The 25429-nt window shown below is 29.0% G+C and carries 25 protein-coding genes; 18 read left to right on the top strand and 7 right to left on the bottom strand.

The window, feature by feature from the left end; all coding sequences use genetic code 11:
• The coding region (locus H2279_RS04605) for a DUF2972 domain-containing protein (RefSeq protein ID WP_337195764.1) at positions 1-1077 on the top strand (1077 nt) is incomplete at its 5' end.
• Here H2279_RS04605 and H2279_RS04600 read toward each other — a convergent pair.
• A complete protein-coding gene (locus H2279_RS04600; RefSeq protein ID WP_337195763.1) occupies positions 1074-2393 on the bottom strand; it encodes an apolipoprotein N-acyltransferase in 1320 nt (439 codons plus the stop codon). The genes H2279_RS04605 and H2279_RS04600 overlap by 4 nt on opposite strands.
• Between H2279_RS04600 and yajC the strand changes: the two genes are divergently transcribed.
• The 14 genes from yajC to H2279_RS04530 are packed head-to-tail and all read left to right on the top strand — an operon-like array spanning position 2366 to position 17600.
• Positions 2366-2638, top strand: a complete 273-nt coding sequence (gene yajC / locus H2279_RS04595; protein WP_137623435.1) for a preprotein translocase subunit YajC — start codon at positions 2366-2368, stop codon at positions 2636-2638. The two genes, H2279_RS04600 and yajC, sit on opposite strands and share 28 nt — an antisense overlap.
• The gene (gene secD / locus H2279_RS04590) at positions 2631-4211 is read left to right on the top strand and encodes a protein translocase subunit SecD (RefSeq protein WP_337195762.1); all 1581 of its coding nucleotides are present in this window, start codon (positions 2631-2633) and stop codon (positions 4209-4211) included. The genes yajC and secD overlap by 8 nt, the downstream gene beginning before the upstream one ends.
• Positions 4211-5185, top strand: coding sequence for a protein translocase subunit SecF (secF, locus tag H2279_RS04585; protein ID WP_137623433.1), 975 nt, complete (start codon positions 4211-4213; stop codon positions 5183-5185). The genes secD and secF overlap by 1 nt, the downstream gene beginning before the upstream one ends.
• A gap of 12 nt (positions 5186-5197) precedes the next feature.
• Positions 5198-7627 carry a leucine--tRNA ligase gene (leuS, locus tag H2279_RS04580; RefSeq protein WP_337195761.1) on the top strand — a complete coding sequence of 810 codons (2430 nt, stop codon included), beginning with the start codon at positions 5198-5200 and terminating at the stop codon, positions 7625-7627.
• Entirely contained in the window at positions 7624-8136 is a 513-nt protein-coding gene (lptE, locus tag H2279_RS04575) for an LPS assembly lipoprotein LptE (protein WP_137623432.1), read from the top strand. The genes leuS and lptE overlap by 4 nt, the downstream gene beginning before the upstream one ends.
• On the top strand, positions 8120-9517 hold the full coding sequence (locus H2279_RS04570; RefSeq protein ID WP_337195760.1) for a hypothetical protein: 1398 nt from the start codon (positions 8120-8122) through the stop codon (positions 9515-9517). The genes lptE and H2279_RS04570 overlap by 17 nt, the downstream gene beginning before the upstream one ends.
• Complete coding sequence (locus H2279_RS04565; protein WP_442862187.1) at positions 9504-10676, top strand: Mur ligase family protein; 1173 nt, start codon at positions 9504-9506, stop codon at positions 10674-10676. The genes H2279_RS04570 and H2279_RS04565 overlap by 14 nt, the downstream gene beginning before the upstream one ends.
• On the top strand, positions 10663-11565 hold the full coding sequence (locus H2279_RS04560; protein ID WP_137623429.1) for a M23 family metallopeptidase: 903 nt from the start codon (positions 10663-10665) through the stop codon (positions 11563-11565). The genes H2279_RS04565 and H2279_RS04560 overlap by 14 nt, the downstream gene beginning before the upstream one ends.
• Positions 11502-11900: a bactofilin family protein gene (locus H2279_RS04555; protein ID WP_137623428.1), complete on the top strand. Its 399-nt coding sequence runs from the start codon at positions 11502-11504 to the stop codon at positions 11898-11900. Before H2279_RS04560 ends, H2279_RS04555 begins: the two co-directional genes overlap by 64 nt.
• Positions 11901-14867: a DEAD/DEAH box helicase gene (locus H2279_RS04550; RefSeq protein ID WP_337195759.1), complete on the top strand. Its 2967-nt coding sequence runs from the start codon at positions 11901-11903 to the stop codon at positions 14865-14867. It begins immediately after the preceding gene.
• Positions 14864-15547: a 3-methyladenine DNA glycosylase gene (locus H2279_RS04545; RefSeq protein WP_337195758.1), complete on the top strand. Its 684-nt coding sequence runs from the start codon at positions 14864-14866 to the stop codon at positions 15545-15547. Before H2279_RS04550 ends, H2279_RS04545 begins: the two co-directional genes overlap by 4 nt.
• Entirely contained in the window at positions 15547-16359 is an 813-nt protein-coding gene (gene thiD, locus H2279_RS04540) for a bifunctional hydroxymethylpyrimidine kinase/phosphomethylpyrimidine kinase (RefSeq protein WP_337195757.1), read from the top strand. The genes H2279_RS04545 and thiD overlap by 1 nt, the downstream gene beginning before the upstream one ends.
• Positions 16349-16981 (top strand): thiamine phosphate synthase, encoded by a 633-nt coding sequence (thiE, locus tag H2279_RS04535; RefSeq protein ID WP_337195756.1) that lies wholly within the window; start codon positions 16349-16351, stop codon positions 16979-16981. The genes thiD and thiE overlap by 11 nt, the downstream gene beginning before the upstream one ends.
• Positions 16959-17600 (top strand): uroporphyrinogen-III synthase, encoded by a 642-nt coding sequence (locus H2279_RS04530; RefSeq protein ID WP_337195755.1) that lies wholly within the window; start codon positions 16959-16961, stop codon positions 17598-17600. Before thiE ends, H2279_RS04530 begins: the two co-directional genes overlap by 23 nt.
• Here the strand turns inward: H2279_RS04530 and H2279_RS04525 are convergent.
• From H2279_RS04525 to fliW, 3 genes are all read right to left on the bottom strand, one after another.
• Complete coding sequence (locus tag H2279_RS04525) at positions 17592-18059, bottom strand: hypothetical protein (RefSeq protein ID WP_337195754.1); 468 nt, start codon at positions 18057-18059, stop codon at positions 17592-17594. The two genes, H2279_RS04530 and H2279_RS04525, sit on opposite strands and share 9 nt — an antisense overlap.
• Positions 18056-18727, bottom strand: a complete 672-nt coding sequence (locus H2279_RS04520; RefSeq protein ID WP_337195753.1) for a hypothetical protein — start codon at positions 18725-18727, stop codon at positions 18056-18058. Before H2279_RS04520 ends, H2279_RS04525 begins: the two co-directional genes overlap by 4 nt.
• Positions 18728-19124: 397 nt before the next feature.
• Entirely contained in the window at positions 19125-19526 is a 402-nt protein-coding gene (gene fliW, locus H2279_RS04515; protein ID WP_137623419.1) for a flagellar assembly protein FliW, read from the bottom strand.
• A gap of 152 nt (positions 19527-19678) precedes the next feature.
• Here fliW and H2279_RS04510 point away from each other — a divergent pair, with 152 nt between their 5' ends.
• Both H2279_RS04510 and lon read left to right on the top strand, forming a co-directional pair.
• Positions 19679-20326 (top strand): outer membrane protein assembly factor BamD, encoded by a 648-nt coding sequence (locus H2279_RS04510; RefSeq protein WP_337195752.1) that lies wholly within the window; start codon positions 19679-19681, stop codon positions 20324-20326.
• Positions 20327-20341: 15 nt separating this feature from the next.
• A complete protein-coding gene (lon, locus tag H2279_RS04505; RefSeq protein WP_137623417.1) occupies positions 20342-22720 on the top strand; it encodes an endopeptidase La in 2379 nt (792 codons plus the stop codon).
• A gap of 35 nt (positions 22721-22755) precedes the next feature.
• On the opposite strand, the gene rpsR is transcribed toward lon, so the two are convergent.
• From rpsR to rpsF, 3 genes are read right to left on the bottom strand one after another with little or no spacing between them, the layout of a single operon-like run.
• Positions 22756-23016: a 30S ribosomal protein S18 gene (gene rpsR, locus H2279_RS04500; RefSeq protein ID WP_059117862.1), complete on the bottom strand. Its 261-nt coding sequence runs from the start codon at positions 23014-23016 to the stop codon at positions 22756-22758.
• 12 nt (positions 23017-23028) lie between these two features.
• Complete coding sequence (locus H2279_RS04495; protein ID WP_337195751.1) at positions 23029-23544, bottom strand: single-stranded DNA-binding protein; 516 nt, start codon at positions 23542-23544, stop codon at positions 23029-23031.
• Between the two features lie 8 nt (positions 23545-23552).
• Positions 23553-23930, bottom strand: a complete 378-nt coding sequence (rpsF, locus tag H2279_RS04490) for a 30S ribosomal protein S6 (protein WP_137623415.1) — start codon at positions 23928-23930, stop codon at positions 23553-23555.
• A 231-nt stretch (positions 23931-24161) separates the two neighbouring features.
• Between rpsF and H2279_RS04485 the strand changes: the two genes are divergently transcribed.
• Complete coding sequence (locus H2279_RS04485; protein WP_137623414.1) at positions 24162-25427, top strand: MFS transporter; 1266 nt, start codon at positions 24162-24164, stop codon at positions 25425-25427.
• Positions 25428-25429 lie beyond the last annotated feature (2 nt).

Below are 25429 nucleotides of genomic sequence, written 5' to 3'. Positions count from 1 at the left end.
TTTGTGTTTTGGGGGAGTCATGGGGTAGGGAATTTTGGTTTTAGTAGTTTTATGAAAAAATTAAATATGATATACGTCTATTATGAAAATAATAATCCATTTTTGGATTATTGCAATTGTTATAATAAATTATTATTTTTGAAAAAATCAAATAGCAAGATTTATTTTCAGATTAGAGAATATTTTAATCAAAAAAATTATTATTTGATTAATGTTAAAAATAATTTATGTTTAGTTAGAGATCCTATTAGTATTTTAAAAGCCTTTTTAAATTTAAATAGACGGAATATAAATTTTATTGATGAACTTGAGTTTGATTTTAATATTGATTTTTTTTTAAAAAATAGAATAGCATACGTTGATGAGATAGGTAAAGCAGAAAAGCCAACTTTAAATGCTATAAATAGAGTTCTTCAAAAACATGGTTTATCTTACTATTTTCATGATGTTTTAACCGCAAAGTTACTAAATATAAAAAATACATATTTTATTGATATGAGTGAGATATTACATGATAAAACTTTCCAAACTTTGTGTAAGCTAAACACTATCTTTAATATTGAAAAACCAAATATTAAAGATAGTAAATTTTATGAACATAATTTTGGAGAATATAATACATGGCTACCTATAAAATTAAATCTATTTACTCTTATAGGTAAAAAAATAATTATAACTATAGATGATAAATATAAAGGATTTGATTATGAAGAATTAAATTATATAAAATTAAATAAATTTTTAAATTTTAATTTTGATAAATTTATAATTTTGCTAAATAAAAGTGATGAAAATTTATTTTTTGAATGCATAAAATCTTTTAAAGATAAAATTGAAAAATATTTAAATACTCTTTTTTCTTCCCTAGAAAAGCAAAAAAATATAGAAAAAAATAAAAAATTATCAGAAAAAGATATTTTATTGTTCTTAAAAAATAATCATTTTTTAAGAACAAAATTTATGCAAATTATGAATTTAAATCATTTGTCCTATATCAAGCAACATCGCCCAGATATAGTAGCTTCTTGGAAATACTATCAAGAATTTGAAAAAATGTGTGAAGAATTGGATGATTAAGATTTATGAAATTTCTTAAATACTTTCATCCAACTTTTGCTTAACATTTTTTTAGGGGTTATTAGGGTATTTTCTTTGCCATTAACTGCATGATAAACGCTTACTCCATATTTACTTGCATAAAATTTCATCAATAATTGTTGAAGTTTATATTCGCTTGAGTGATTAAACCAAGCATTGTTGCTTATGGCTATGATAATTTGAGAATTTTGATAATTTTTTTCTTTGGTTGCTTCATAGCAAATTGCATTGGTGATGATTTTATGATCGAGTTTATATTTACTTTGAATAGGGCCTTTAGAAAATTCTTGAGTGTTAGGTAAAAAATATTTTTGAATGAGATCTTTAAAGATTGGAATTTCTTCTCCAAATGGAACTAGATAATGTTTATTAAGTATATAGACATTGCCTTCTTTAAAAATATAAGTGCTGTTGTAAATATGATCATTTTCGCTATTAAAAGCTCCAGTGATAATTGTGATTTGATAAGATAAATTTTTGAGTAAATTTTCATAAGGAGTATTTTTCAAATCAAAAGGAAAAGCGGTTTCAGGTAAAATCACTAATTTTTTGTTTTCTTTAATTGCCTCAATGATTTCTTTTAAAAGAAATTCTGTATTGGATTTTATATTTTCTGCTAAAAATTTTTGATCTTGAGATATATTTGTATTGATTAATTTGTAAGATATGTCTAGTTTTTGAGCTTGTTTTTCATTGTATTGTAATCCCATGAAAAACAAAATTAAAACTATGGCTATTTTGTAATATCTTGAAATATAACCTTCATAAATAAAATAAGCGATTAGAAAAATAGAAATAACGCCCTTATAACTTGTATCAAAAAAACCATAAACAGTAAATATTCCCCAATTTAGCCAATCAAATCCAAAGGGATGGATAAAACTAAGGCAAAAAATTCCACAAAGTCTTAAAAAATCAAATTTTAACCAATGACAAATTCTAAAAAGTAAGCCATAAAACAATCCTATAAAAAAGATGATAATGGGAACTAAATAACTAAGATTAAAATAAATTGAGGAAAGTCCTATCCACCAAAACCAAAGTATTCCTGTAAAAAAACCTATCCAAAAGTATTCTTTGGCTTTTTTATGTTTTAAAAGTAATATTAAGCCCCAAATCGCTAAAAATGGACTTATAGTTTGGGTAAAAATGTTTTCAAAAAAAGATAAATAAATTGGATTTGAAAGTAAAATTGCAACAAAAAAGACTTTTATTATTTTAAAAATGGTAGAATTAGTATTTAATTTTTTTGGAATAAAGGAAAAATATGGAAGAAAAGTCAATTTTAACCTCATTGTTACCTCTTGTTGTTTTATTTGCTATTTTTTATTTTTTAGTAATAAGACCGCAGCAAAAACAAGCAAAAACTCATAAAGATATGCTTAATTCTTTGCAAAAAGGCGATAAAATCATTACTACTGGTGGACTTATTTGTGAAGTTGTAAAACCAGAAGAGGATTTTATCAAAGTTAAGCTTAATGAAGACAATGTTACTGCGAAAATTTCGCGAGAATTTGTAGCAAAGAAAATTGATGCGTAATTCTAAACTAACCTATAGACTGATTGTTTTTATAGCGGTTTTTATCTTTGGAGTGATTTTTTCACTTCCTTCTTTTTTGCAATCTCAAAAAGGCGCCAAAATTAATCTAGGTCTTGATTTACAAGGCGGACTTTATATGCTTTTAGGAGTGGATAATGAAGAAGCAGTAAAATCTAAAATCAAGTCTATTGCCTCTTCTTTAAATTATTCTTTTAATAAAGAGAATATTTTAAATGATGGATTAAGCACTCATGGAGATAAATTAGAATTTACCTTACTTGATAATGCAGATGTATCTAAAGTAGATGATTTGCTTAAAGAAATTAAGGGTTTGAAAATCCAAAATGAAAATATGCATTATCAAATTTCTTTCACTCAAGAAGAAGTTAAAAATATCGAAAATTTTGCACTTTTACAAGCTGTTGAAACGATCAGAAATCGTTTAGATCAATTCGGACTTGCTGAACCTACAGTTGCTAGACAGGGTGAAGATAAAATTTTGGTTGAACTTGCGGGTATTAAAACCAAAGAAGATGAATTAAGAGCAAAGGAACGTATTACCAAAGCAGCACATTTGCAACTTATGGAAGTGGATGATTCTAAAATGGGAGAAGCTGCAACTATGAGCGATGCAGAGGCAGCGAGTTATGGGCTTATTTTAGTCCCAGATTCTAGAAATCCAAATTTAAAATATCCGTTAAAAAGTGTTCCTATTTTAGATGGATCAATGCTGACAGATGCTAGGGTTGGTTTTAGTGATAAAAGTAATTATCCGGTGATTAATTTTACTTTAAATTCTGAAGGTGCAAAAAAATTTGCTGATTATACAGGATCTCATGTTGGCAAACGTTTAGCAATCGTGCTGGATAATAAAGTTTATTCTGCTCCATCTATTAATGAAAGAATAGGCGGAGGAAGTGGTCAAATTAGTGGAGCTTTTACCCAAGAAGAAGCCCGTGATGTAGCTGTAGCTTTAAGAAGTGGAGCTTTATTAGCACCGGTTAAACTTTTAGAACAAAGAAGTATAGGACCATCTTTAGGTGCTGATAGTATAAAAATGAGTATGATGGCCTTAACGGGTGCGTCTATTTTTATTATAGTTTTTATGATAATTTATTACCGCGTAGCTGGAGTTTTTGCTAATATTGCAATGATAGTTAATATTTTAGTTGTTGTTGCTATTATGGCAATGTTTGGAGCTACTTTAACTCTACCAGGTATGGCAGGACTTGTTTTAACTGTGGGGATGGCTGTGGATGCTAATGTAATTATCAATGAACGTATCCGAGAGCTTTTGCGAGATGGAGTAAAAATAAAAACAAGTATAGAGCAAGGCTATAAAAATGCTATGAGTGCCATTGTGGATTCTAATATTACTTCTTTGGTTACTTCAGTTGTGCTTTATATTTATGGAACAGGATCGGTTAAAGGCTTTGCTGTAACTTTGGGTATAGGTATAGTTGTTTCTATGATCACTGCTATTTTAGGAACTCATGGAATGTTTGATTTATTTATGCATCGTATTGAAAAAAGCAATGATACAAAATTTTGGTTTGGATATAGGAGAAAATAATGCAGTTTTTTAGCGAGAAGAAAATTTATGATTTTATGAGAATGCGATTTGCTGCAATTTCTCTTTCTTTTTTTCTATTTTTTGGATCAATTTATTTGCTTTGGGATAGAGGTTTGCAATATGGTATTGATTTTAGTGGAGGAACTTTGATTCAGCTTAAATATGATAATGAAGTTGCCCCTATACCTCAAATTCGTGAGCTTTTAGAAAAAAAAGGTGGTTTTCAAAGTCTATCTGTGACAGAATTTGGCAATAAAGATGAAGTAACCATTCGTTTTTTAGGAAGTAATGATAGCCTAGGAAATGATATTAGCGCTTATATCAGTGAAATTTTAAAAGATACTGGAAAATTCGAAGTTCGTAGAGCTGATGTTGTAGGCCCAAAAGTTGGAGATGAGCTTAGAAATAAAGGGATTACCGCTGTTGTTATTTCATTGATCGCTATTTTAATTTATTTAGCAGTTCGTTTTGAGTGGCGTTTTGCTATGGCTGCAATTATTAGTGAAATTCACGATGTGATCATAACTTTGGGTGCGATTTCTCTTTTTAAGATTGATGTTAATTTGGATACTTTAGCTGCAGTTTTAACTGTGCTTGGATATTCTTTGAATGATACAATCATTATTTTTGATAGGATAAGAGAAGGGATTAAAACAAGCAAAAGAACAGAGCTTGCACCTATTATTAATGAAAGTGTATCGGCAACTTTATCAAGGACTATTTTAACATCAGGGCTTACTTTAGCTACAGTAGTTATTTTGTATTTTTTTGGCGGAGAAATGATACAGGGATTTTCTTTAGCGCTTATAGTGGGTATTGTAGCAGGAACCTTAAGTTCTATTTTCGTAGCAAGTCCGACTTTACTTTGGTTTAAATTTAATGTGCTTGATTTTAGAAATAAAGAGCTTGAAAAACTCAAAAGAAAACAAGAAAAAGAACGTAATCGTTCTATGTATGAAAAAGGAATAGTTTAAGGAGAATAATTGATGGCTTATGAAGCAAAGAGTATAGAAAAAAAATGGCAAGAAATTTGGGTTCAAAATGATTATTTTGAACCAAAAAATGATTTTTCTTTGCCTAAAAAATATATTTTATCAATGTTTCCTTATCCAAGTGGGCGCATCCACATGGGACATGTTAGAAATTATAGCATAGGGGATGCTATATCGAGATATTACCGAAAAATAGGTTACAATGTTTTGCATCCTATCGGTTTTGATAGTTTTGGTATGCCCGCTGAAAATGCTGCGATTAAACATAAGGTGCATCCAAAATCTTGGACTTATGAAAATATAGATTATATGAAAAATGAACTTTTTTCTTTAGGTTTTTCTTTTTCAAAAAAAAGAATTTTAGCTACTTCTGATCCACTTTATACAAAATTTGAACAAGAATTTTTTATTAAAATGTATGAAAAAGGCTTGATTTATACTAAAGAAGCTAATGTTAATTGGTGTGAGCAAGATCAAACGGTTTTAGCAAATGAGCAAGTTGAAGATGGAAAATGTTGGCGTTGTGGGCATGAAGTTGTCCAAAAAAAGATGCCAGGATATTATGTAAAAATCACAGCTTATGCGGATGAGCTTTTAAAAGAGCTTAAAAATTTGAAGGATAAGTGGCCAAATCAAGTATTAACAATGCAAGAAAACTGGATAGGTAAAAGTGAAGGTCTTGAATTTAAGCTTATTTTAGATGAAAAAAGCCAAGAAAAAAGCCAAGAAGATCATATTAATGTTTTCACTACACGTGCTGATACGATATATGGGGTAAGTTATATTGCTTTATCAGTTGATCATAAAATTGTCCAAAATCTTATGAATCATTCTCATTTAGATTCTAAGCTAATCGAAAAAATCAAGCAAATTCAAAATCAAACTCCAAGAGAAAGACAAAGTGCTGAAAAAGAGGGCTATTTTTTAGATATTTACGCTTTGCACCCCTTAACAAAAGAAAAAATTCCTGTATGGGTTGCTAATTTTGTTTTATCTGATTATGGGAGTGGTGCAGTTATGGCTGTTCCTGCACACGATGAGAGGGATTTTGAATTTGCAAATAAATATAAGCTTGAAATTAAAAAAGTGATCGAGTGTGATTCCAAACTTCCATATACACAAAAATCAGGAAAACTCATAGAAAGTGGTGAATTTAGCGAAATTGAGTGTAATATAGCAAGAGATAAAATCATTGCCTTATTTGAAAAAGAAAATATAGGGAAAAGAACCATTAATTTCAAAATTCGAGATTGGGGGGTTTCGCGTCAAAGGTATTGGGGTGCTCCTATTCCTATGATTAAATGTGAAAAATGTGGCATAGTTCCACAAAAAATAGAAAATCTTCCTGTTGTTTTACCTGAAGATATAGAGATCACCGGAGAAGGAAATCCTTTAGAAAAGCACCCAACTTGGAAAGAATGCACTTGTCCAAAATGTGGTCTTAAAGCCTGCAAAGAAACAGATACTTTAGATACTTTTTTTGAAAGTTCTTGGTATTTTGCACGTTTTGCAAGTGACGAGAAAACTTGGCAAGAAAAAGCCTTGGATGAATCAAGTATGAAATATTGGATGAATGTTGATCAATATATTGGCGGTATTGAACATGCTATTTTACATTTGCTTTATGCAAGATTTTTTCAAAAAGCTTTAAGAGATTTAGGATATTTAAATGATAGTGAGCCTTTTGATAGACTTTTAACTCAAGGTATGGTTTTAAAGGATGGGGCTAAGATGTCAAAGTCTAAAGGCAATGTTGTAGATCCTGATGATATTATTAAAAAATATGGAGCCGATACGGCAAGATTATTTATTTTATTTGCTGCACCACCTGCGAAAGAGTTAGAGTGGAATGATGATGCGCTTGAGGGTGCCTATAGATTTATTTGCAGACTTTATGATAAGGCGCAAAATGTTAAAAAAGGAAAGCTTTTAGAGCTTAAGCAAGAAAATTTAAATAAAGAAGAAAAATATGCGAGATTAAAAGTATATGAAGCTTTGAAAAAATCTGAAGAAGTATATACTCAAACCTTTGCATTTAATACTTTGATTGCATCTTGCATGGAGGCTTTAAACGCACTTTCAAATTGCAAGAATGAAGCTTTAGAACAAGAAGCTTTTTATATCATCTTAAATATTTTAGAGCCTATTATTCCTCATGTTTGCTTTGAATTAAGTGAGCACCTTTTTGGATGTGAAAATTTTAAAATTTTAGAATTAAAAGAAGAAGTTTTTGTAAAAGATGCGCTAAATCTAGCCGTAAGTGTCAATGGAAAAAAACGCGCAGAGATAGAAATTTCAAGTTCTGCTAGCAAAGATGAAATTCTAAAAACAGCTAAAGAAAGCGTTTTTAAATGGATTCAAGATAAAAATATAGTCAAAGAAATTTACATTGAAGGAAAATTGGTTAATTTGGTGATCAAATGAAAAAAGTTTTTATTAGTTTTATAGTGTTGTTTTTTTCAGCTTGTGGCTATGTTCCAACTTCAAAAATAGCCGATAATATCTTTGATGAGAAGGTTTATGTTAATGTAGAATTAAACCTTCAAGATCCTAAAAATAGTATTTTTGTGGCTGATACTCTTAAGGAAATGGTTATTTCTAAACTTGGAAGAAAACTTGCCTTAAAGCATGAGGCTGATGATATTATCAATGTTAAGATGGATAATCTTGATTTTATTCCTTTAATTTATGATAAAAATGGCTATGTTGTAAGCTATAAAGCTAGATTAAATTTGGAATTTTATGTTATCTTTAAAGATGGTACAAGTGAGCATTTTAATACAAGCGGTAGTTATAATTTTGATATTTCACCTAATAGTATCATAAGTGATTCCGCACGTTATGATGCCATCCGTTCTGCTTCAAGTGAAGCTTTTGATGAATTTATTTCAGCTATAGCCATTAAAGGTCATAAGCGTGCTGCCCAACATTAATGAAATCGCAAAAAAAACTTTAATTGCTTTAAAGGAAAGGAAGTTACGTCCTACTCCTGAAAATTATACTGAAGTATTTGAAGAAATTGCACAAAAAGATAAACTTACAACCTTAAACAAGGTAAAATTGGAAAAATACAAAGCTTTGCTTTTATCAAATTATCAACAAGAACTTGATTCAAAACCTGTTCGTACTATTGAGGAATTGATAACTTTTTTAATTTCTGTGCTTAATAGACAAAGTGGAAAGCAATTTAGTGAATTTTTTGATTTTTTATCCACTCTATGCAAGGCTTTACAGGTAAGCAAAGATAAAAAAATTAGAGATTTAGCAAAAATTACTTCGATAAGAATTTCTAAAACTATGGATAGCGAAAGTATTTATTTGCTTTCCAAAAAATGGAAAGAACTAGAAAAAAGTTATGAAGAAAGTGATTTTGATAATGAGATGAGAAAGTATGGTATTGGTAAATTTGATGATTTTGACACAGTAATTAAGAAACTTTTAAATAAACTTGGAGAAAGAAATTTAGAATATTTTTGTGAACTTTTAACGTCTTGTTTAAATCCTTCTTTGGTGGATGATCTTAAAATTCAAGGGTTTTCACAAAATTTATCTAAAAAAGCTTTTTTAATCAATGAAAATAATTTTAAAAATGAACTTTTAGAAATTGTTAGTCACCGAGTGATGGTTGATAATATGTATGTGCAAAAAAATTTAAATTTTTTCAATGAGAATTTAAAAAAGATCTATGAGCTTTTTAGCTTATTAAATAAGACTAATCAGCAAAATATGGATTTTGTTAATACTTTAAATCCAGATGAAAAGGGTGAGGTTAAGATTAGTTTTGAGTTTTTAAAGAAAAAGCTTGAGCAGCTTAGTGAAAAGATTAATTCTTTAAATACCCAAATTGAATTCACTCAAAGTCTTGAAGAGAGAGAATCTTGGACCGTTGTTAAAGAGCTTGAGAAATTGGATGAAAATTTCAAAAAATATAAAGTAAATTATGCATTAGCTTTATTCTCTATACAAAACTATCGTTTTATTATGGAAAAATATGGGGTTGGGAGTTTAAATGAAATTTTTGTTCGTTTTAAAAAAATTTTAAAAGATAGTTGCAATGAATTTGATGAACTTTGGATGATTGATGAAAAAAGCTATTTGATTATTTCTCCAGGGAAAAGCAAAGAAGAAGTTTCTAGGCTTGTAAATGATAATTTAAAGACTATTGAGAATTTTCGTTTTATTTATAAGCAAGATGTTATTACGCCAAAGATTGATACAGCTTATTTAGATAAGCAAAGTAATCCAGATATCAATATCTTAGAAGAATTAATAAGCCAAATTGCTGATTTAAATCAAAAACATGATACAGAATAAGGTGAATGATTTTTTAGCAAAGAAAAGTCTTTGCTATGATAGAATTGATCGTTTTTTAATGTTTAGAATGTATGAAAAATGCAAAAATCAACTTTTATTAAAACCAGTAATTCAAATCATTGGAACTAATGGCAAAGGAAGTACCGGACGTTTTTTAGCCCAACTTTTAGAAAACGTAGGATATAGCGTTGGGCATTATACCAGTCCTCATATATTTGACTTTAAGGAACGTTTTTATAAAAATAAAGATATAGTTAGTGATGAGGAATTAGAACAAGCCCATGAGCAATTGGAAAAAATTTTCAAAGAAGCATTAAATAAGCTAAGCTATTTTGAATACGCTACTTTTCTTGCAGCTGTGCTTTTTAGAGAATGTGATTATATTATATTTGAAGCAGGTTTAGGTGGAGAATATGATGCAACTTCAGTTTTTGAAAAAAAAATGAGCATTTTTACAAAAATAGGTTTTGATCATATGCAAATTTTAGGTGATTCTTTGGAAGAAATTGCAAGAACTAAACTTAAAGTTATGTCAAAAAAAACTTTAATTTCATCAGAGCAAGAAGAAGTTGTTTTGCAAATGGCAAAAAAAATTGCTAAACTAAAAAATATTGATCTTATCTTTGCTTCAAATTTTGAAGGCGATTATTTATCATTAATTCAAAATTATATCCAAAAATATAATTTACCTTTATATTTAAAACATAATTTAATCTTAGCTTTAAATGCTTTTGAGATATTACTTTCTAAGGAAAAAATAAAAGCAGCTTTAGCTAAATTGGGAAGATTGAATCTTAAAGGGCGACTTGAGCAATTAGAGCCAAATTTATATATAGATGTTGGACATAATGTAATGGCAGCTGCTGCTTTGCGTGATCAATTTATGGGTGAAAAAATAATTTTGGTTTATAATTCTTATCAAGATAAAGATGTTTTTGAAATTTTAAAAACATTAAAGCCTATTATTGATACAATTAAAATATACAAATATGTTAGCATAGAAAGAAAGCTAATAAGTAATGAAATTTATAATATAGCTAATATTTTAGGGATCAAATGTGAAGAATTTAATTTTTTAGAAAAACAGAAAAAAACTTTAGTATTTGGTTCTTTTGCTTTAGTAGAAAATTTTTTAAAGGAATGGAGTGATAAAAAATAAATTTACAATTACAATCACAGATATTAATGGTTCTAAACATTTTTATCTGAATCAGATTATTAAAAAAATTTTTATTTATATTATTGCTTTTGTGCTTTTATTTTTAATTTTTAGTGGTTTTTATATCAAATATCTTGACAGTAAAGTTACAGATGTGAGTAAAAAAAGAGAAGAACTTTTGGCAAAAAGTAAAGAGCTTGAACATTCTAATATTCAAATGCAGAAAAAAATTGAAGAAAAAGCAAAGCAATACGCAGCTATCGAAGATAAAATTGCTTCTTTTGAGGAAGCTTTGGGTTTAGAAGCTGAAAATAATCTTACAATTACAGATAGATTGGAAAATCTCAAATTAACCAATGAGCAACAAGTTGAGATTTTAAAGCAAATTCCTAATGGGTGGCCTATAGAAAATAAGGGTATCACGGGAAATTTTGGTTGGAGAGAACATCCGCTTTTAAAAAGAAAAGAATTTCATCCAGGTATTGATTTAAGAGCAGAAATTGGCACTCCTGTACATGCTACAGCAAATGGGGTTGTGGAATTTGCAGGATATAGCGATAATGGATATGGCTATAATGTTATTTTACTCCATAATTTTGGTTTTAAAACTGTTTTTGCGCATATGACACGCAGAGATGTTGTTAAAGCAGGGCAATTTGTTACTAAAGGACAATTGATAGGATATAGTGGAAATACTGGTCTTTCAACGGGGCCGCATTTACATTATGAGGTGAGATTTATCAATAAAACTCTAGAACCATTATATTTTTTAAATTTACAAAGAAAAAATATGAATAATTTTTTTAATCAAGAAAGGAGAGTTCCATGGCAATCTTTAGTAAAGGCAGTCACAGCGCAGCATCTACCTCAAACTCAGAAACAACAGTAATTTCTTCAGGTGCTAGAATAGAAGGTAAATTTTATTTTGCCTCAATGCTCCATGTGGATGGAGAGCTTAGTGGAGTTATACATTCTGAAAGTATTGTAGTGATCGGTAAGAATGGTAATTTAAAAGGCGAGTTAAAGGCTGATAAAATCGTTGTAAATGGTTATTTTGAGGGCGAATTAGAGGCAAATAGTTTAGAAATTTTAACCGGTGGAATGGTTAATGGAGATATCAATATTAAAGAATTAGCTATAGAAAATGGCGGACGCTTTAATGGGGTGAGCAAGATCAAGCAAGATGAACCGGTTAAATTAATAGAAAATACACCAGAAGAATAAATGCAAGCTAATTTTTTTGAATACTTGCAAGAAAATAAAGCACCGCAACTTGTGCTTTGTGAAAATGATAAAGAAGCTTTTTTATTGACTCAAGTTTCTCTTTATCAAGGTTTTAAAACTTTTGTTTTACCGGATTTTAGGGCTGAATTTGGGGATGATCTAAGGGCATTTTCTAAAGAACTTTTTGAAATTTGTAAAGTTTTAAATGCCTATCATAAAGAAAACAATGATAAAATTTTAATCTCTCCATTATCTACTGTTTTAAAAAAACTTCCCTCTAAAAATCATTTAAAAAATTATGTTGTATCTAAAAAAGATACATTTAAAATCAATGAATTTCGTGATGAACTTGTAAAATTAGGCTATGAATTTGTTGATATGGTGCAAGATAAAGGTGAGGTGAGTATTAGAGGTGAGGTTATCGATATATTTTGCATCAATGAAGAGACTCCAATTAGAATTTTATTATTTGATGAAGAGATAGAAAGCATTAGAAAATTTGATCTTGCGACGCAAAAATCCATAGCTAAAGAATATGAGAGTTTTGAAATTTGTCCATTTTTAAACCATTTTTCAAATTCAGATTATGAAAATTTTCAAAATAATTTAGAGCATTTTGAAAGTAATACTTTAATCAATGATATCAATTCTTTGGGCTTTTGGTGTATAGATGATTTTTATGATTATTTAGAGCTTGATTTTGTTAGTATTAAAAAATTTGATGAACAGGAATGGCAAAAAGATTTAAGCAAGATCAATGCCCGAGTTATACCTGAAGCAAAAAAATATAAAGATTTAAAAAGTTTTTATAATAAAGATTTTTTTTATTTTCATCAAAATAAAAAGATTACGGTATTGGCAAAAAATGAGGCTCTTTTTAAAGCTTTAGAATTAGGTGAATTTTCAAATATTCATTTTGCAAAAAGTGAGTTGATTTTAAATTTAATCACTCATGAAGAATTGATTATCTCACTCAATAAAAAAGAAAAACAAAAATACAAACGCAAAGCAAATTTAATCATAGATGAGTTAAAACAAGGCGATTTTATTGTCCATGAAGATTATGGCGTGGGTAAATTTTTAGGTCTTGAGATGATCAGCGTAGCGGGAGCTAAAAAAGAATTTGTTTCTATTGAATATCAAAATAGTGACAAACTTCTTTTGCCAGTTGAAAATTTATATCTTATAGACAAATATTTAGCTACAAGTGGTTCTATTCCACTTTTAGATCGTCTAGGAAAAACCACTTTTATTAAATTAAAAGAAAAATTAAAAGTTAAGCTTTTAGCCATTGCTTCTGAGATTGTTGCTATGGCGGCTAAAAGATCTTTGATTAAATCAAAGCCAATCAAAGTTGATTATGCTCAACAGGCATATTTTACCTCAAAAGCCGGATTTTCCTATACCGAAGATCAAGTTAAGGTGTGTGAGGAAATTTTACAAGATTTTCAAAGCGGTAAAGTTATGGACAGGCTTTTAAGTGGAGATGTAGGTTTTGGTAAAACTGAAGTTGCCATGAATGCCATTTATCCCGTGGTTAAAAGCGGATTTAGTGTTTTTTTCTTTGCGCCAACGACGCTTTTATCACATCAGCATTTTAAGACTTTGAAAAAACGTTTTGAAAATTTTGAAATTCCTATTTTTAAGCTTGATCGTTTTACAAATTCTAAAGAGAAAAAAGCACTTTTAGAATATTTAGATCAAGAAAAACCTTGTGTTATTGTTGGTACTCATGCGCTTTTAAATTTACAGTGTAAAAATCTAGCTCTTGTGATTATTGATGAGGAGCATAAATTTGGAGTAAAACAAAAAGAAAAATTAAAAGAATTAACCCAAAATTCACATCTTTTATCCATGTCAGCTACTCCTATTCCAAGAAGTTTAAATCAGGCTTTAAGCTCTATAAAATCTTATAGTGTATTGCAAACCCCGCCAGAAGATAGACTGGATGTGAGAACTTTTGTTAAAGAAAGCGATGATGCGCTTTTAAAAGAAATTATTTCTAGAGAATTAAGACGTGGAGGGCAAATTTTTTATATTCACAATCACATAGCAAGTATTGAACAATGCAAAAAACATTTGCTTGAACTTTTTAAAAATTTAAAAATTTTAGTCTTGCATTCTAAAATCGATGCAAAAGTACAAGAAGAAGAAATGCTTAAATTTGAAAATAAAGAATATGATTTGCTTTTAAGCACTTCTATAGTTGAAAATGGTATTGATTTGGCCAATGCTAATACTATGATTGTAGAAAAAAGCGATCGTTTTGGAATGGCTGATTTGCATCAATTGCGTGGAAGAGTTGGAAGGAGTAATAAGCAAGGATATTGTTATTTTTTAGTTGAAAATAAAGAAAATATCACTCAAGATGCTTTAAAACGTTTAATTTCTTTAGAAAGCAATTCTTTTTTAGGAGCAGGATCTGTTTTGGCTTATCATGATCTTGAGATTAGAGGTGGAGGAAATTTATTAGGAATTGATCAAAGTGGGCATATGGAACAAATAGGACTTAGTCTTTATTTGAAAATGCTAGAGGATGAACTCAATGCTTTAACAAAAAAAGAAATTTTTGAAGAGAAAAAAATTGATTTAAAATTAAATATCAATGCTTTTTTAAATTCAGAATTGATTTCTGAAGATCGTCTTAGGCTTGAAATTTATCGTCGTTTAAGTAAATGTGAAAAAATCAATGAAATTTATGAAATCGAAGGTGAAATCGAAGATCGTTTTGGTAAGCTTGATGTTTATACTAAGCAATTTTTATCTTTAATGATGATTAAAATTTTAGCTTTAGGTAAATTTAAAATAATCAGCAATTTTGAACAAAATATTCAATTTGTAAATTTTAATGATGAGAAAGAATTTATCAAAGCAAGAAGCAAAGATGATGATGATGTTATCGATGCTATTTTAACATATTTAAGAAAAATAGATGAAAATCAAAATATCCCAAAGGATATTGTATGAACGGAGCAGAAATCTTTAAAAAATTGTTGAGTTTAAATTTGGATTTTAAAGAATTTGATTGGCTTGAAAATCAAGGCTTAAGTGATGTTGAATTATTAATTTCTGTTATTTTAACGCAAAATACAAATTGGAATAATGTCTTAAAAGCTTTAAATAATCTTAGAAATTCTCAAATCATTTCTTTAGAGCAAATTAGTCAAATTGAAAATAATGAACTTGCATTGCTTATAAAGCCAAGTGGATTTTACAATACCAAAGCAAAGCGTTTAAAAGATTTAATTGAAGCGATTTTAAAAAAATATAATGATTTGGATAATTTTAAGGAAAATGTTTCTAGGGAATGGCTTTTAAAGATTAAAGGTTTAGGTTTTGAAAGTGTGGATAGTATTTTAAACTATCTTTGCAAAAGAGAAATTTTGGTTGTCGATAGTTACACTCATAGACTTGCTTTATTTTTAGGATATGAATTTGAAGATTATGAAGAATTAAGGGAATTTTTTCAAAGTGGTATAGAAAACGAACAAGAAGATTTATGTAAAATTTTAAACAAATCTTATGAGCTTTATGAGCTTTATCAGATTTTTCATGCTTTGATTGTTGCTTTTGGAAAACTCGCTTTTAAGGGTAAAAAATTAAGCCTTGAGGGTGAAAAATTAATTCAAATTTTAAAGGAGGGATGATGAGAGCAAAAGGGAGTGATTTGATTCCTGTTTTGACAATAGCGGGAAGCGATTGTAGTGGTGGAGCTGGAATTCAAGCGGATTTAAAGACTTTTAGCGCTCACGAGCTTTTTGGCATGAGTGTAATTTTAAGTGTTGTGGCTGAAAATACAGCAAGGGTTATTTCAGTACATGATATACCAACTTCAAGCGTGGATGAGCAAATGTTAGCTGTTTTTGAAGATATAGTGCCAAAGGCAACTAAGATAGGAATGATAGGAAGTTGTGAGCTTATGAGCTGTGTTGCGAAAAATTTAGAGCTTTACAAACCGCAAAATTTGGTTATTGATCCTGTGATGTTTGCTAAAAATGGTTACGCTTTAATGCCTGAAGAAAATTGTGATTTTTTTAAAAAAACGATTGTTGCTTTTGCGGATTTACTCACCCCAAACATACCAGAAGCGGAATTTCTTTGTGGTTTTAAAATAAAAAATGAAGAAGAAATGATAGAGGCGGCAAAATATTTATGTACTTTGGGTGCTAAAGCCGTTTTACTTAAAGGTGGACATAGTGAAAATAATGCAAACGATGTACTCTTTGATGGCAAAGAAATCCATATTTTAAAAGGTGAGCGTATAGAAACTAAAAATACACATGGAACGGGTTGTACTCTTTCTTCAGCTATTGCAAGTAATTTGGCTAAGGGTTATGATTTGTTAGAAGCAGTCAGCAGAGCAAAAGAATATGTTAAAAATGCGATTTATTATTCTTTAAATTTAGGAAAAGGTTGTGGGCCAACCAATCATTTTTATAGGTTTTTAAGTGAAAAATAATCTTGATTTAAAATTATATCTTGTTGCAAGCAGAGGAAAAAGAAGCGATGAGGTATTTTTAAATATACTTGAAAATGCTATTAAAGGCGGAGTTGGTATAATTCAATTGCGTGAAAAAGAACTAAATTCTCGCGAGTTTTATGAGCTAGGAAAAAAGGTGCAAAAGCTTTGTAAAACTTATAAAATACCTTTTTTAATTAATGATAGAATCGATATAGCCTTAGCTTTAAATGCCGATGGGGTGCATTTAGGACAAGAAGATTTGCAAGTTAAGATCGCAAGGGAGCTTTTGGGAGAGAAAAAAATAATAGGTTTAAGTTTAAAAACCTTAGAACAACTTGATTTTATAGAAGGTGCTGATTATTTGGGTTGTGGTGCAATTAGGGCAACGCCAACCAAAGAAAGCTCCCTTATAAGTTTAGAAACTTTAGGGCAAATTTGCAAAAAAAGCCCCATACCTGTAGTGGCTATAGGCGGGATTGATGAAGAGGTGATATCTGAATTAAAAGGTATTGCTTTGACTGGAATTGCTGTTGTTAGAGCCATTATGGAAGCTAGTGATCCTTATTTAAGTGCAAAGAAACTTAAGGAAACTTTTTGTGCCAATTTATCTTCTAAATAAAGCTCCTTTTGAGGGAGTGAAAAATCTTATCTTAAATGAGATTGTTTTTTTTGATATTAAACTCAATTTAGATCGATATGATGCTTTAATTTGTACTTCAAAAAATGCTTTAATAGCTCTACAAAAAAACAAAATTCCTTTAAATTTGGATATGGAAGTTTATACCATAGGCGAGAATACGGCTTGTTTTGCCCAAAAATTAGGATTTAAAAATATTAAAATTGCTAAAAAATCTTATGCTAGTGATTTTTTTCAAGAATTTAAAGAAGAGTTGGAAAATAAAAAATGTCTTTATTTAAGAGCAAAAATCATAGCTTCGAGTTTAAATTTAGATTTAAGAAATAATGGTGTTGATTTGGATGAAGTTATTGTTTATGAAAATGTTTTTAAATCAAGCGGTGAAATTTTAATACATCCTTCAATATTTATTTTCACTTCTGCTTTAAGCGTGGAAATTTTTTTAAAAAATTATAGTTTGCATGAAGATGATATCGCTATAAGTATTGGAAATAGTACAGCAAAAAAGCTTTTGAATTTTAAAAATCTTTTTGTGTGTGAAAAACAAAGTATTGAAGCTTGTGTTGCTTTGGCTAAAAAGTTAGAGTCTAGACTAGTATAATTTAGTTTTTTTGGGTTTAAGCCAGAAATTTTCTTTTGTGTGCAAAATGAAGGTTTTATTGATTAAAATTTCATCATTAACTCCTTTTTGAGAATTTAAGGCTATGCTAATATGAGCAATTATAATCCCATCTTTGCTTAAATTTGCGTCTTGATTGATGGATATAAGTTTAAAATCTTCACACTTAGCGATGGGGTAATAATAAGTGATTTGAATTTTATCATTTGGATTAGGATAGTTTAAAGTGATGGAATTTAAACATTCTTTATTTTCTAATTTAGCTTTATATAATAAATATTTGGCGAGTTTTTCATCAATGAGTATTTGTGCTTGTAAATAATAATACGTATCTCTTATAAATCTTGGCGTGTAGCTTAAAAGTGTAGTGTTTAAACTCAGCCAAAATCCTAAAAAAGATATTAAAACTATGAGAGTGATTAAAATATAAGCTTTTTTCATAAAAATAATCTTTTTTCAAGACAATATTCTTGCTTTTGGTTTTTCATACATATTTTTAATTTGGAATTTTGTATTTTGAAAAAACTTATATTTTCAGCTAAGATGGCTTTTTGTTTTAATTTATCGTTAAATTTTGGCTTGATTTCATAATGAATTTGATTGTCTTTAAAGATGAGATTTAACTCAGCACTTATAGGTATAAAATCCCCAATAAAAGAACTTGAAAGATTGTTTTCCGATAGAATAAAAATTTTTTGAATTTGATGATTGTGTAAGCCATAAACTATGTTTTGCTCATCCTTATAAAGTGCTTTTCTATTTTGAAGTTGGGTTTGCAAATCGCTTTTTGGAGAATATAAAGTAGCATTATTTTTTAAAATCAAAGCGGAGTTAAGCAAACGTGTCTTTTTATTTTCAAGAATCAATAAATCATCTTTTAAAAAACAATGGATAGAATACTCATCTACCAGACTTATATCAATGCAAGATTGGAGTAATTTTTCTATTTTAAGTAGTGTTAAATGCGTATTGGTGGCAAGTTCTTTTGATTTTAAATTTTTATTATTGAGTTGATAAAATTCCCATAAAGGCTTAGAAAGTATGGCAAGTATTGTTCCAGCTAAAAGAAGCGCAATGATGAATTCAAAAAGAGTAAAAGCTTTTTTCATGGTAGAAAATAGAAAGTGTAATTTTGATCTTTTATGTAAAGTCTTTTAAATTTAAACAAATCATTTTCAATATAATGTTCTTTAAATTTTAAATCTTTTAACTCTTGAGTATGAAGTGTAATGTCTTTTTGCTTGGGATTTAGATAAAGTTCATTTTGGAGTGTGTATAGTTTTTGAAAAATATCTAATTTTTTTTCATTTTGATGAAAATAAAAAAATAGTTTTGAAAGACTTATAAAAATTATGCTTAAAATTATAATTGAAATAATTATTTCTAAAAGAGAGAAAGCATTTTTCATTCATTAGTATTTAAAAATTTTTAAATACAAACAGCATTTCCCTGAGGATAAAAAATGCTATTTTTGTATTTAAAAATTATAATTTTTAAGTATTTTAATTATTCATTTTCATTTTTTTTGATGTAGTTAGAAATTTGATCAGCTTGAAAAAAATCAGGATAATTAACTGTATCAAGTATAACTTGAACCATAGTATTATTATCAAGATTGATAACCACAGGGGCTAAAAAATTTACAGTGGATTCTTCTATGCTTTTAGCAATGGCTACTATATTATAAATTTTCATGTTAGAATCAGGTGTTAAAGAAAGCAATTCTTGATAATAAGTTGGTATATCAAATTCATAATCAGGTCTTATAAGATAAGGATTGATAAGTACAAATGAAAAATTTTTGCCATCTAGACTTTTTAATCTTACAAATACTTCATCTATAGTTGAAAATTCCATATTTTTAGTTTCTTCAAAACCTAAAATGGGACATTTAACAGCTAAGGTCATTTTTTCTCCTCAAGATTTATAATCATTATTCTATCATAAAATAAGCAATATTAGTTCCAAATTTTAAATTTATTTATCTAAATTTATTATAATTTACAAAAAATAATCGTAAAATAATGATTTTAATAAGATATTTTAAAAGGCGTAAATTAATGAAAAAAATTTTTTTTCTTTTTATTTTAATAGGAATTTTTTTAAGTTCATGTAGTGTAAAGACCAATGAGGGTTTGTATAATTTAACTGCAAAAGAGTGGTATAAGCAAATAATTAAAGATTTACAGGATAAAGATTTAGAAAAGGCTGATGAGCATTATAATGGTATGGCCAGCGAACACGTTTCTAATCCGCTTTTAGAAACCACGCTTATAATTTTAGCACAAGCCCATATTGATGAAGAAGAGTATCAATTGGCTGAGTTTTATTTGGATGAATATAATAAAAAATTTGGCAGTTCTCGCAATGCTGATTATATACGTTATTTAAAAATAAAGGCTAAATTTGATGCTTTTGGGGTGCCAAATCGAAATCAAGCACTAATGCTTGAGAGTCAAAAAGAAATCAGTGATTTTTTACAAGATTATCCTGATACAGAGTATAATCCTTTGGTCCAAACTATGCTGACTAAATTTAATTTAGCGATTTTTTATCTTAATAATACAATTAAAGATTTATACTATAGAACCGGACACGCTCAAAGTGCAGAAATTTACGAACAAAAACTAAGAGAAAGTGAATTTTATAAGCAAAGTATTATAAAGCCAGAACTTCCTTGGTATAGAAGCATATTTGAAAAATTTTAATTTTAAAGGAAAATAATGCAAATAGAAGACATACAAAAATATCCAGCTGATTTGCCTGTTTTGGTAGAAGATGAATTATTTTTATATCCTTTTATGATCACACCTATTTTTATCAATGATTCTGAAAATATGAAAGCCTTAGATCTTGCAATTAAAAAAGATTCTATGCTTTTTGTTGCTCCTTCTAAATTTGAAAACGGAAGAACTTTTGATGAAATTTATGATTGTGGGGTTGTGGGTACTATTATGAGAAAAGTGCCTTTGCCTGATGGAAGAGTTAAGATACTATTTCAAGGTTATGCTAAAGCTAGAATTATAAAACCAATTTCAAATAAACCTTTAGAGGCAACTATAAATTTAATCGAAGAAGAACCTTTGGATAATACTAAAAAAGAAGCCTTGCTTGGAGTTTTGAAAGAAAAAATCAAAGCATTAGCTAATATCAGTCATTATTTTTCTCCTGACTTGCTTAGAACGATTGATGAAGGAATGGATGCTTCTAGAATTTGCGATTTAGTTTTAAATATTATACGTATTAAAAAACAAGATGCTTATAGTTTTTTTATTTTGACCAATTTAGAAGAAAAACTTTTAAAATTAATTGATTTAATAGCTCAAGAAATTGAAGCAAATAAAATTCAAAAAGAAATTAAAAATAAAGTCCATTCTCGTATTGATAAAGTAAATAAAGAATATTTCTTAAAAGAGCAACTCAGACAAATTCAAAAAGAGCTAGGGAGTGATTCTCAAAAAGAAGACGAGGTTAGAGAATACTATAAAAGATTAGAAAATAAGAAAAAATTTATGCATGAAGATGCTTATAAAGAGATTAAAAAACAAATTGATAAATTTGATCGTATTCATCAGGATAATTCTGAAGCGTCTATGATACAAACTTACATTGAAACGGCCTTAGATGTTCCTTTTGAAAAAATATCTAAAAAAAAGCTTGATATTAAAGAAGTATCTAAGCATTTAAATAACGATCATTATGCCTTAAATAAGCCAAAAGAGCGTATAGAGGAGTATTTTGCTGTTAAAGAACTTTTAGAAAAACGTTCGGTTTCCGATAAAGATGGAGCCAAAGTTATACTTTGTCTTTATGGTCCTCCTGGTGTGGGAAAAACTTCTTTGGCTAACTCGGTTGCAAAAGCGTTAAAAAGAGAACTTATTCGCATTGCTTTAGGAGGGCTTGAGGATGTAAATGAATTAAGAGGGCATCGTCGCACTTATATAGGAGCTATGCCAGGACGTATTACTCAAGGGCTTATAGAAGCAAAGCAAATTAATCCAGTGGTTGTTTTAGATGAGATAGATAAATTAAACCGAAGTTTTAGAGGGGATCCGAGTGCTGTTCTTTTAGAAATCCTTGATCCAGAGCAAAATTCAAAATTTAGAGATTATTATTTAAATTTCAATATCGATTTAAGTAAGATCATTTTTATAGCTACCGCAAATGATATAAGCAATATCCCAGCACCCTTAAGAGATAGGATGGAATTTATAGAGCTTAGTTCTTATACACCTAATGAGAAATTTCATATTGCTAAAAAATATCTTATTCCAGATGAACTTAAAAAACATGGATTAAAAGCCAGTGAATTAAGTATAAATGATGAAACTATAGAACTTATTATTAGCGAATACACTAGAGAATCAGGTGTGAGAAATTTACGTAGAAAAGTAGCTGAAATTTGTCGAAAAAGTGCAAAAAAATTACTTTTAGAAAAGATAAAAAAAGTAAATATTAATGTTAAAAATCTAGAGGAATTTTTAGATAAAAAGGTTTTTGAGATTGAAAAAAATGATGGAGAAAACCGTATAGGACAGGTTAATGGTTTAGCTTGGACAAGTGTGGGTGGCGATGTATTAAAAGTTGAGGCGATTAAAATAAAAGGCAAAGGAAATTTAACTCTAACTGGTAGCTTAGGTGACGTGATGAAAGAATCAGCTAAAATCGCTTTTAGCGTGATTAAAGTTTTGATTGATCAAGGTAAAATCAAAGTTCCTAAAAAATTTATCTTAGATTCTAAAGGCAATGTTTATGATCATTATGATTTGCACATTCATGTTCCAGATGGTGCAACCCCTAAAGATGGACCAAGTGCAGGTATTACTATAAGTACTGCAATTGCTTCTGTTTTTAGTGATAAAAAAGTATGTGCCGATGTTGCAATGACGGGTGAGATTGATTTGGCGGGAAATGTATTGCCTATAGGAGGTTTAAAAGAAAAACTCATTGCTGCTTACAAGGCTGATATAAAAATCGCTTTAATTCCAAAGAAAAATTATGAAAGAGACTTAAAAGATATTCCTAGCGAAGTTAAGGACAATATGAAAATAATTGCCGTGAAAAATTTCGATGAAGTTTTAAAATATGCTTTGGTAAAATAAATAATCAAGCAAAGGTAAAAAACCTTTGCTTTTTATTATAATCCTTCAAAAGGATTACTAATCACTTCTTTTCTATCAACTATATAAGGAATTAGTGCAACGTGTCTAGCGCGTTTGATCGCTACTTCAACCATTTCTTGATATTTTTTACTTGTGCCTGTTAAACGACGAGGCATAATTTTAAATCTTTCTGATAGAGCATGTTTTAACATAGCTGTATCCTTATAGTCTATAAATTCAACTTTTGCTTCAGTATATTTGCAATATTTGCGAGAATATTTTCTTTTTTCTGCCATAATTAATCCTTTTTAAAATGGTAAATCTGTGTCGTCACTATCATAAGCATCGACATCAATTTCTTTAATTTTCTCTTGGTTTTGGTTAGAGCTTGGTGTTTTTTGTGGAGCTTTTTCAAAATTGCTTTGACTTGCATAAGGATCATAGCTTTGATTTTCGTAATTTGTATATGAATTACCAAAATTTCCACTATTTTGAGGTGTATTGTTTGCTCCTAGCATTTCCATATTTTCAACTTGGACACTATGTTTTGAACGATTTTGACCATTTTGATCACTCCATTGTTCAAATCTTAGACGCCCTTCGATTAAAATTTTCGATCCTTTTGTGAGATATTGATTTGCAACTTCTGCTGTTCTGCCATAAAAGCTGATATCAATAAAGCAAGTTTCCTCTCTTTTTTCTCCATTTACGGTAAAACGTCTAGTTACAGCAATAGCTGAAGCACCAATCGCATTACCATTTTGCCCATAACGCATTTCTATATTGCGCGTAAGATTACCAACCAAAACAACTTTATTAAACATTGTATTCCTTATTGAATTTCAGGAGTATCTAAAGGTTTAATCTCTTTTTTAGATTGCTTGATACCGTGACTTAGTTTTTCCCAAGCCGCAATCTCTTTTTTATTTTCATATTTTACGATTAAAAATCTAATAATTTCTTCTGTGATTCTTAAAACTCTTTCTAACTCAGCAATTAATTTAGGAGGAGCTTTAAAATAAATAACAAAATAAGTTCCACGCTCATATTTTTTAATTTTGTAAGCGAGTTTTCTAGTGCCCATTGGAACAACAGTTTCGATTTCTGCACCATTTTTTGTAAGGACTTCTTTGACGAATTCCAACTTAGTATTAACTTCTTCCTCTGTAAGAGTTGGTTTTAAAATAAATAAAACCTCATAATGTTTCATAAATTCTCCTTGTGGATATTAAGCCCAATAAATGAGCAAGGATTTTGCAAAGTTTTAACTATGCAAACTTTTAATTATATCAAAATATACTTAATTTATACTTGATAGGATGAAATATTACCAAAAGTAACATTATTTATTTAAATTTAATTAAAATATATTTTAATTTTATTCAAATGGTGTTTTTTATGCTAAGATAATTTTAATGATTCTATTGATTAGGAGAATGCTATGCAGACAAAACCTATTCGCTGGTTTACTTTCATTGTTTTAGTCATAGGGGGGGGGACTGTCTTTAAACTCTCTTCCTTAAAGGATGCTTTTTATGTTCCTATGCAAGAATTTATGAGTCTTAGTAATACTCAAATTGGTCTTGCGCTTTCAGTTTATGGCATAGTCCAAACAGTTGGAAATTTTGCTTCAATTTATATAGCAGATAGATTTTCTAAGAAAATTCTTATTCCATTTTCCTTAGTATGTGTTGGTTTGGTGGGAATTTATATTTCTACTTTCCCATCATTTTATGGTATTTTAATTGCTTGGGGATTGTTAGCTTTGTTTGGTGAAGTGATTTATTGGCCTGTTCTTTTAAAGGCAATTCGCTTACTTGGAGACTCTACTCAACAAGGAAGACTTTTTGGTTTTTTAGAAGCTGGAAGAGGGGTTGTAGATACTATTGTTGCTTTTAGCGCTTTAGGAATTTTTTTACTTTTAGGATCAGGAGCAGGCGGATTAAAAGCCGCTATACTTTTTTATAGTGTTTGTGTAATTATCGCAGGTGTTTTGGCTTATTTCTTGCTTGAAGATGATAAGATCAATACAACCGATGAACAAGGTAATGAAATCAGTAAAAATCAAGCTGCTTGGAATGGAGTTGTAAAGGCTATAAAAACTCCTGAAATTTGGGTGGTTTCTTTAACTATTTTTACTATTTATTCTATATACTGCGGTTTGACTTCATTTATACCTTTTTTAAAAGATATTTATGGTATGCCAGTAGCTTTAGTTGGAGCTTATGGAATTATCAATCAATACACTTTAAAATTAGTCGGCGGTCCTATAGGTGGATATTTGGCAGATGAAAAATTTCACTCATCAACTAAATATTTAAGATTTGCTCTAATTTTAGCAGCTTTTGCGATTTTGATTTTTATTTTTATGCCTCATGAAAAATTAAATATTTATTTTGGAATGTGTTTAACCTTAGGTTTTGGAGCGATTGTATTTACTATGCGTGCGACATTTTTTGCCCCTGTGGATGAGATTGAAATTCCTAGAGAAATCAGTGGGGCAGCTATGAGTATTGCTTGTATTTTTGGATACTCCCCTCAGCTTTTTTGCTTTGCACTTTATGGCTTTATTATTGATCATTTTGATAAAAGTTTATTAGGATATAGAATTGTTTTTGGTTTGATGGGATTTTTTGCAATTTGTGGCGTTGTGGTGACAACTATTTTATTAAAAATGATAGCTAAGAAAAAAATAATTAAGGATTAAAA

The organism is Campylobacter sp. B0100352/1 (assembly GCF_020135855.1).
GTDB lineage: Bacteria > Campylobacterota > Campylobacteria > Campylobacterales > Campylobacteraceae > Campylobacter_D > Campylobacter_D taeniopygiae.
Note: the sequence above shows the minus strand (reverse complement) of the source record. Positions and strands in the feature narration are given on the sequence as shown.

Excerpts from the sequence above, each read along its gene's own strand:
- yajC (WP_137623435.1), top strand. The coding sequence starts at position 2,366 with ATGGAAGAAAAGTCAATTTTAACCTCATTGTTACCTCTTGTTGTTTTA.
- H2279_RS04600 (WP_337195763.1), bottom strand. The coding sequence starts at position 2,393 with ATGAGGTTAAAATTGACTTTTCTTCCATATTTTTCCTTTATTCCAAAA.
- secD (WP_337195762.1), top strand. The coding sequence starts at position 2,631 with ATGCGTAATTCTAAACTAACCTATAGACTGATTGTTTTTATAGCGGTT.
- secF (WP_137623433.1), top strand. The coding sequence starts at position 4,211 with ATGCAGTTTTTTAGCGAGAAGAAAATTTATGATTTTATGAGAATGCGA.
- leuS (WP_337195761.1), top strand. The coding sequence starts at position 5,198 with ATGGCTTATGAAGCAAAGAGTATAGAAAAAAAATGGCAAGAAATTTGG.
- lptE (WP_137623432.1), top strand. The coding sequence starts at position 7,624 with ATGAAAAAAGTTTTTATTAGTTTTATAGTGTTGTTTTTTTCAGCTTGT.
- H2279_RS04565 (WP_442862187.1), top strand. The coding sequence starts at position 9,504 with ATGATACAGAATAAGGTGAATGATTTTTTAGCAAAGAAAAGTCTTTGC.
- H2279_RS04555 (WP_137623428.1), top strand. The coding sequence starts at position 11,502 with ATGGCAATCTTTAGTAAAGGCAGTCACAGCGCAGCATCTACCTCAAAC.
- H2279_RS04550 (WP_337195759.1), top strand. The coding sequence starts at position 11,901 with ATGCAAGCTAATTTTTTTGAATACTTGCAAGAAAATAAAGCACCGCAA.
- H2279_RS04545 (WP_337195758.1), top strand. The coding sequence starts at position 14,864 with ATGAACGGAGCAGAAATCTTTAAAAAATTGTTGAGTTTAAATTTGGAT.
- thiD (WP_337195757.1), top strand. The coding sequence starts at position 15,547 with ATGAGAGCAAAAGGGAGTGATTTGATTCCTGTTTTGACAATAGCGGGA.
- H2279_RS04525 (WP_337195754.1), bottom strand. The coding sequence starts at position 18,059 with ATGAAAAAAGCTTATATTTTAATCACTCTCATAGTTTTAATATCTTTT.
- H2279_RS04520 (WP_337195753.1), bottom strand. The coding sequence starts at position 18,727 with ATGAAAAAAGCTTTTACTCTTTTTGAATTCATCATTGCGCTTCTTTTA.
- fliW (WP_137623419.1), bottom strand. The coding sequence starts at position 19,526 with ATGACCTTAGCTGTTAAATGTCCCATTTTAGGTTTTGAAGAAACTAAA.
- H2279_RS04510 (WP_337195752.1), top strand. The coding sequence starts at position 19,679 with ATGAAAAAAATTTTTTTTCTTTTTATTTTAATAGGAATTTTTTTAAGT.
- lon (WP_137623417.1), top strand. The coding sequence starts at position 20,342 with ATGCAAATAGAAGACATACAAAAATATCCAGCTGATTTGCCTGTTTTG.
- rpsR (WP_059117862.1), bottom strand. The coding sequence starts at position 23,016 with ATGGCAGAAAAAAGAAAATATTCTCGCAAATATTGCAAATATACTGAA.
- H2279_RS04495 (WP_337195751.1), bottom strand. The coding sequence starts at position 23,544 with ATGTTTAATAAAGTTGTTTTGGTTGGTAATCTTACGCGCAATATAGAA.
- rpsF (WP_137623415.1), bottom strand. The coding sequence starts at position 23,930 with ATGAAACATTATGAGGTTTTATTTATTTTAAAACCAACTCTTACAGAG.
- H2279_RS04485 (WP_137623414.1), top strand. The coding sequence starts at position 24,162 with ATGCAGACAAAACCTATTCGCTGGTTTACTTTCATTGTTTTAGTCATA.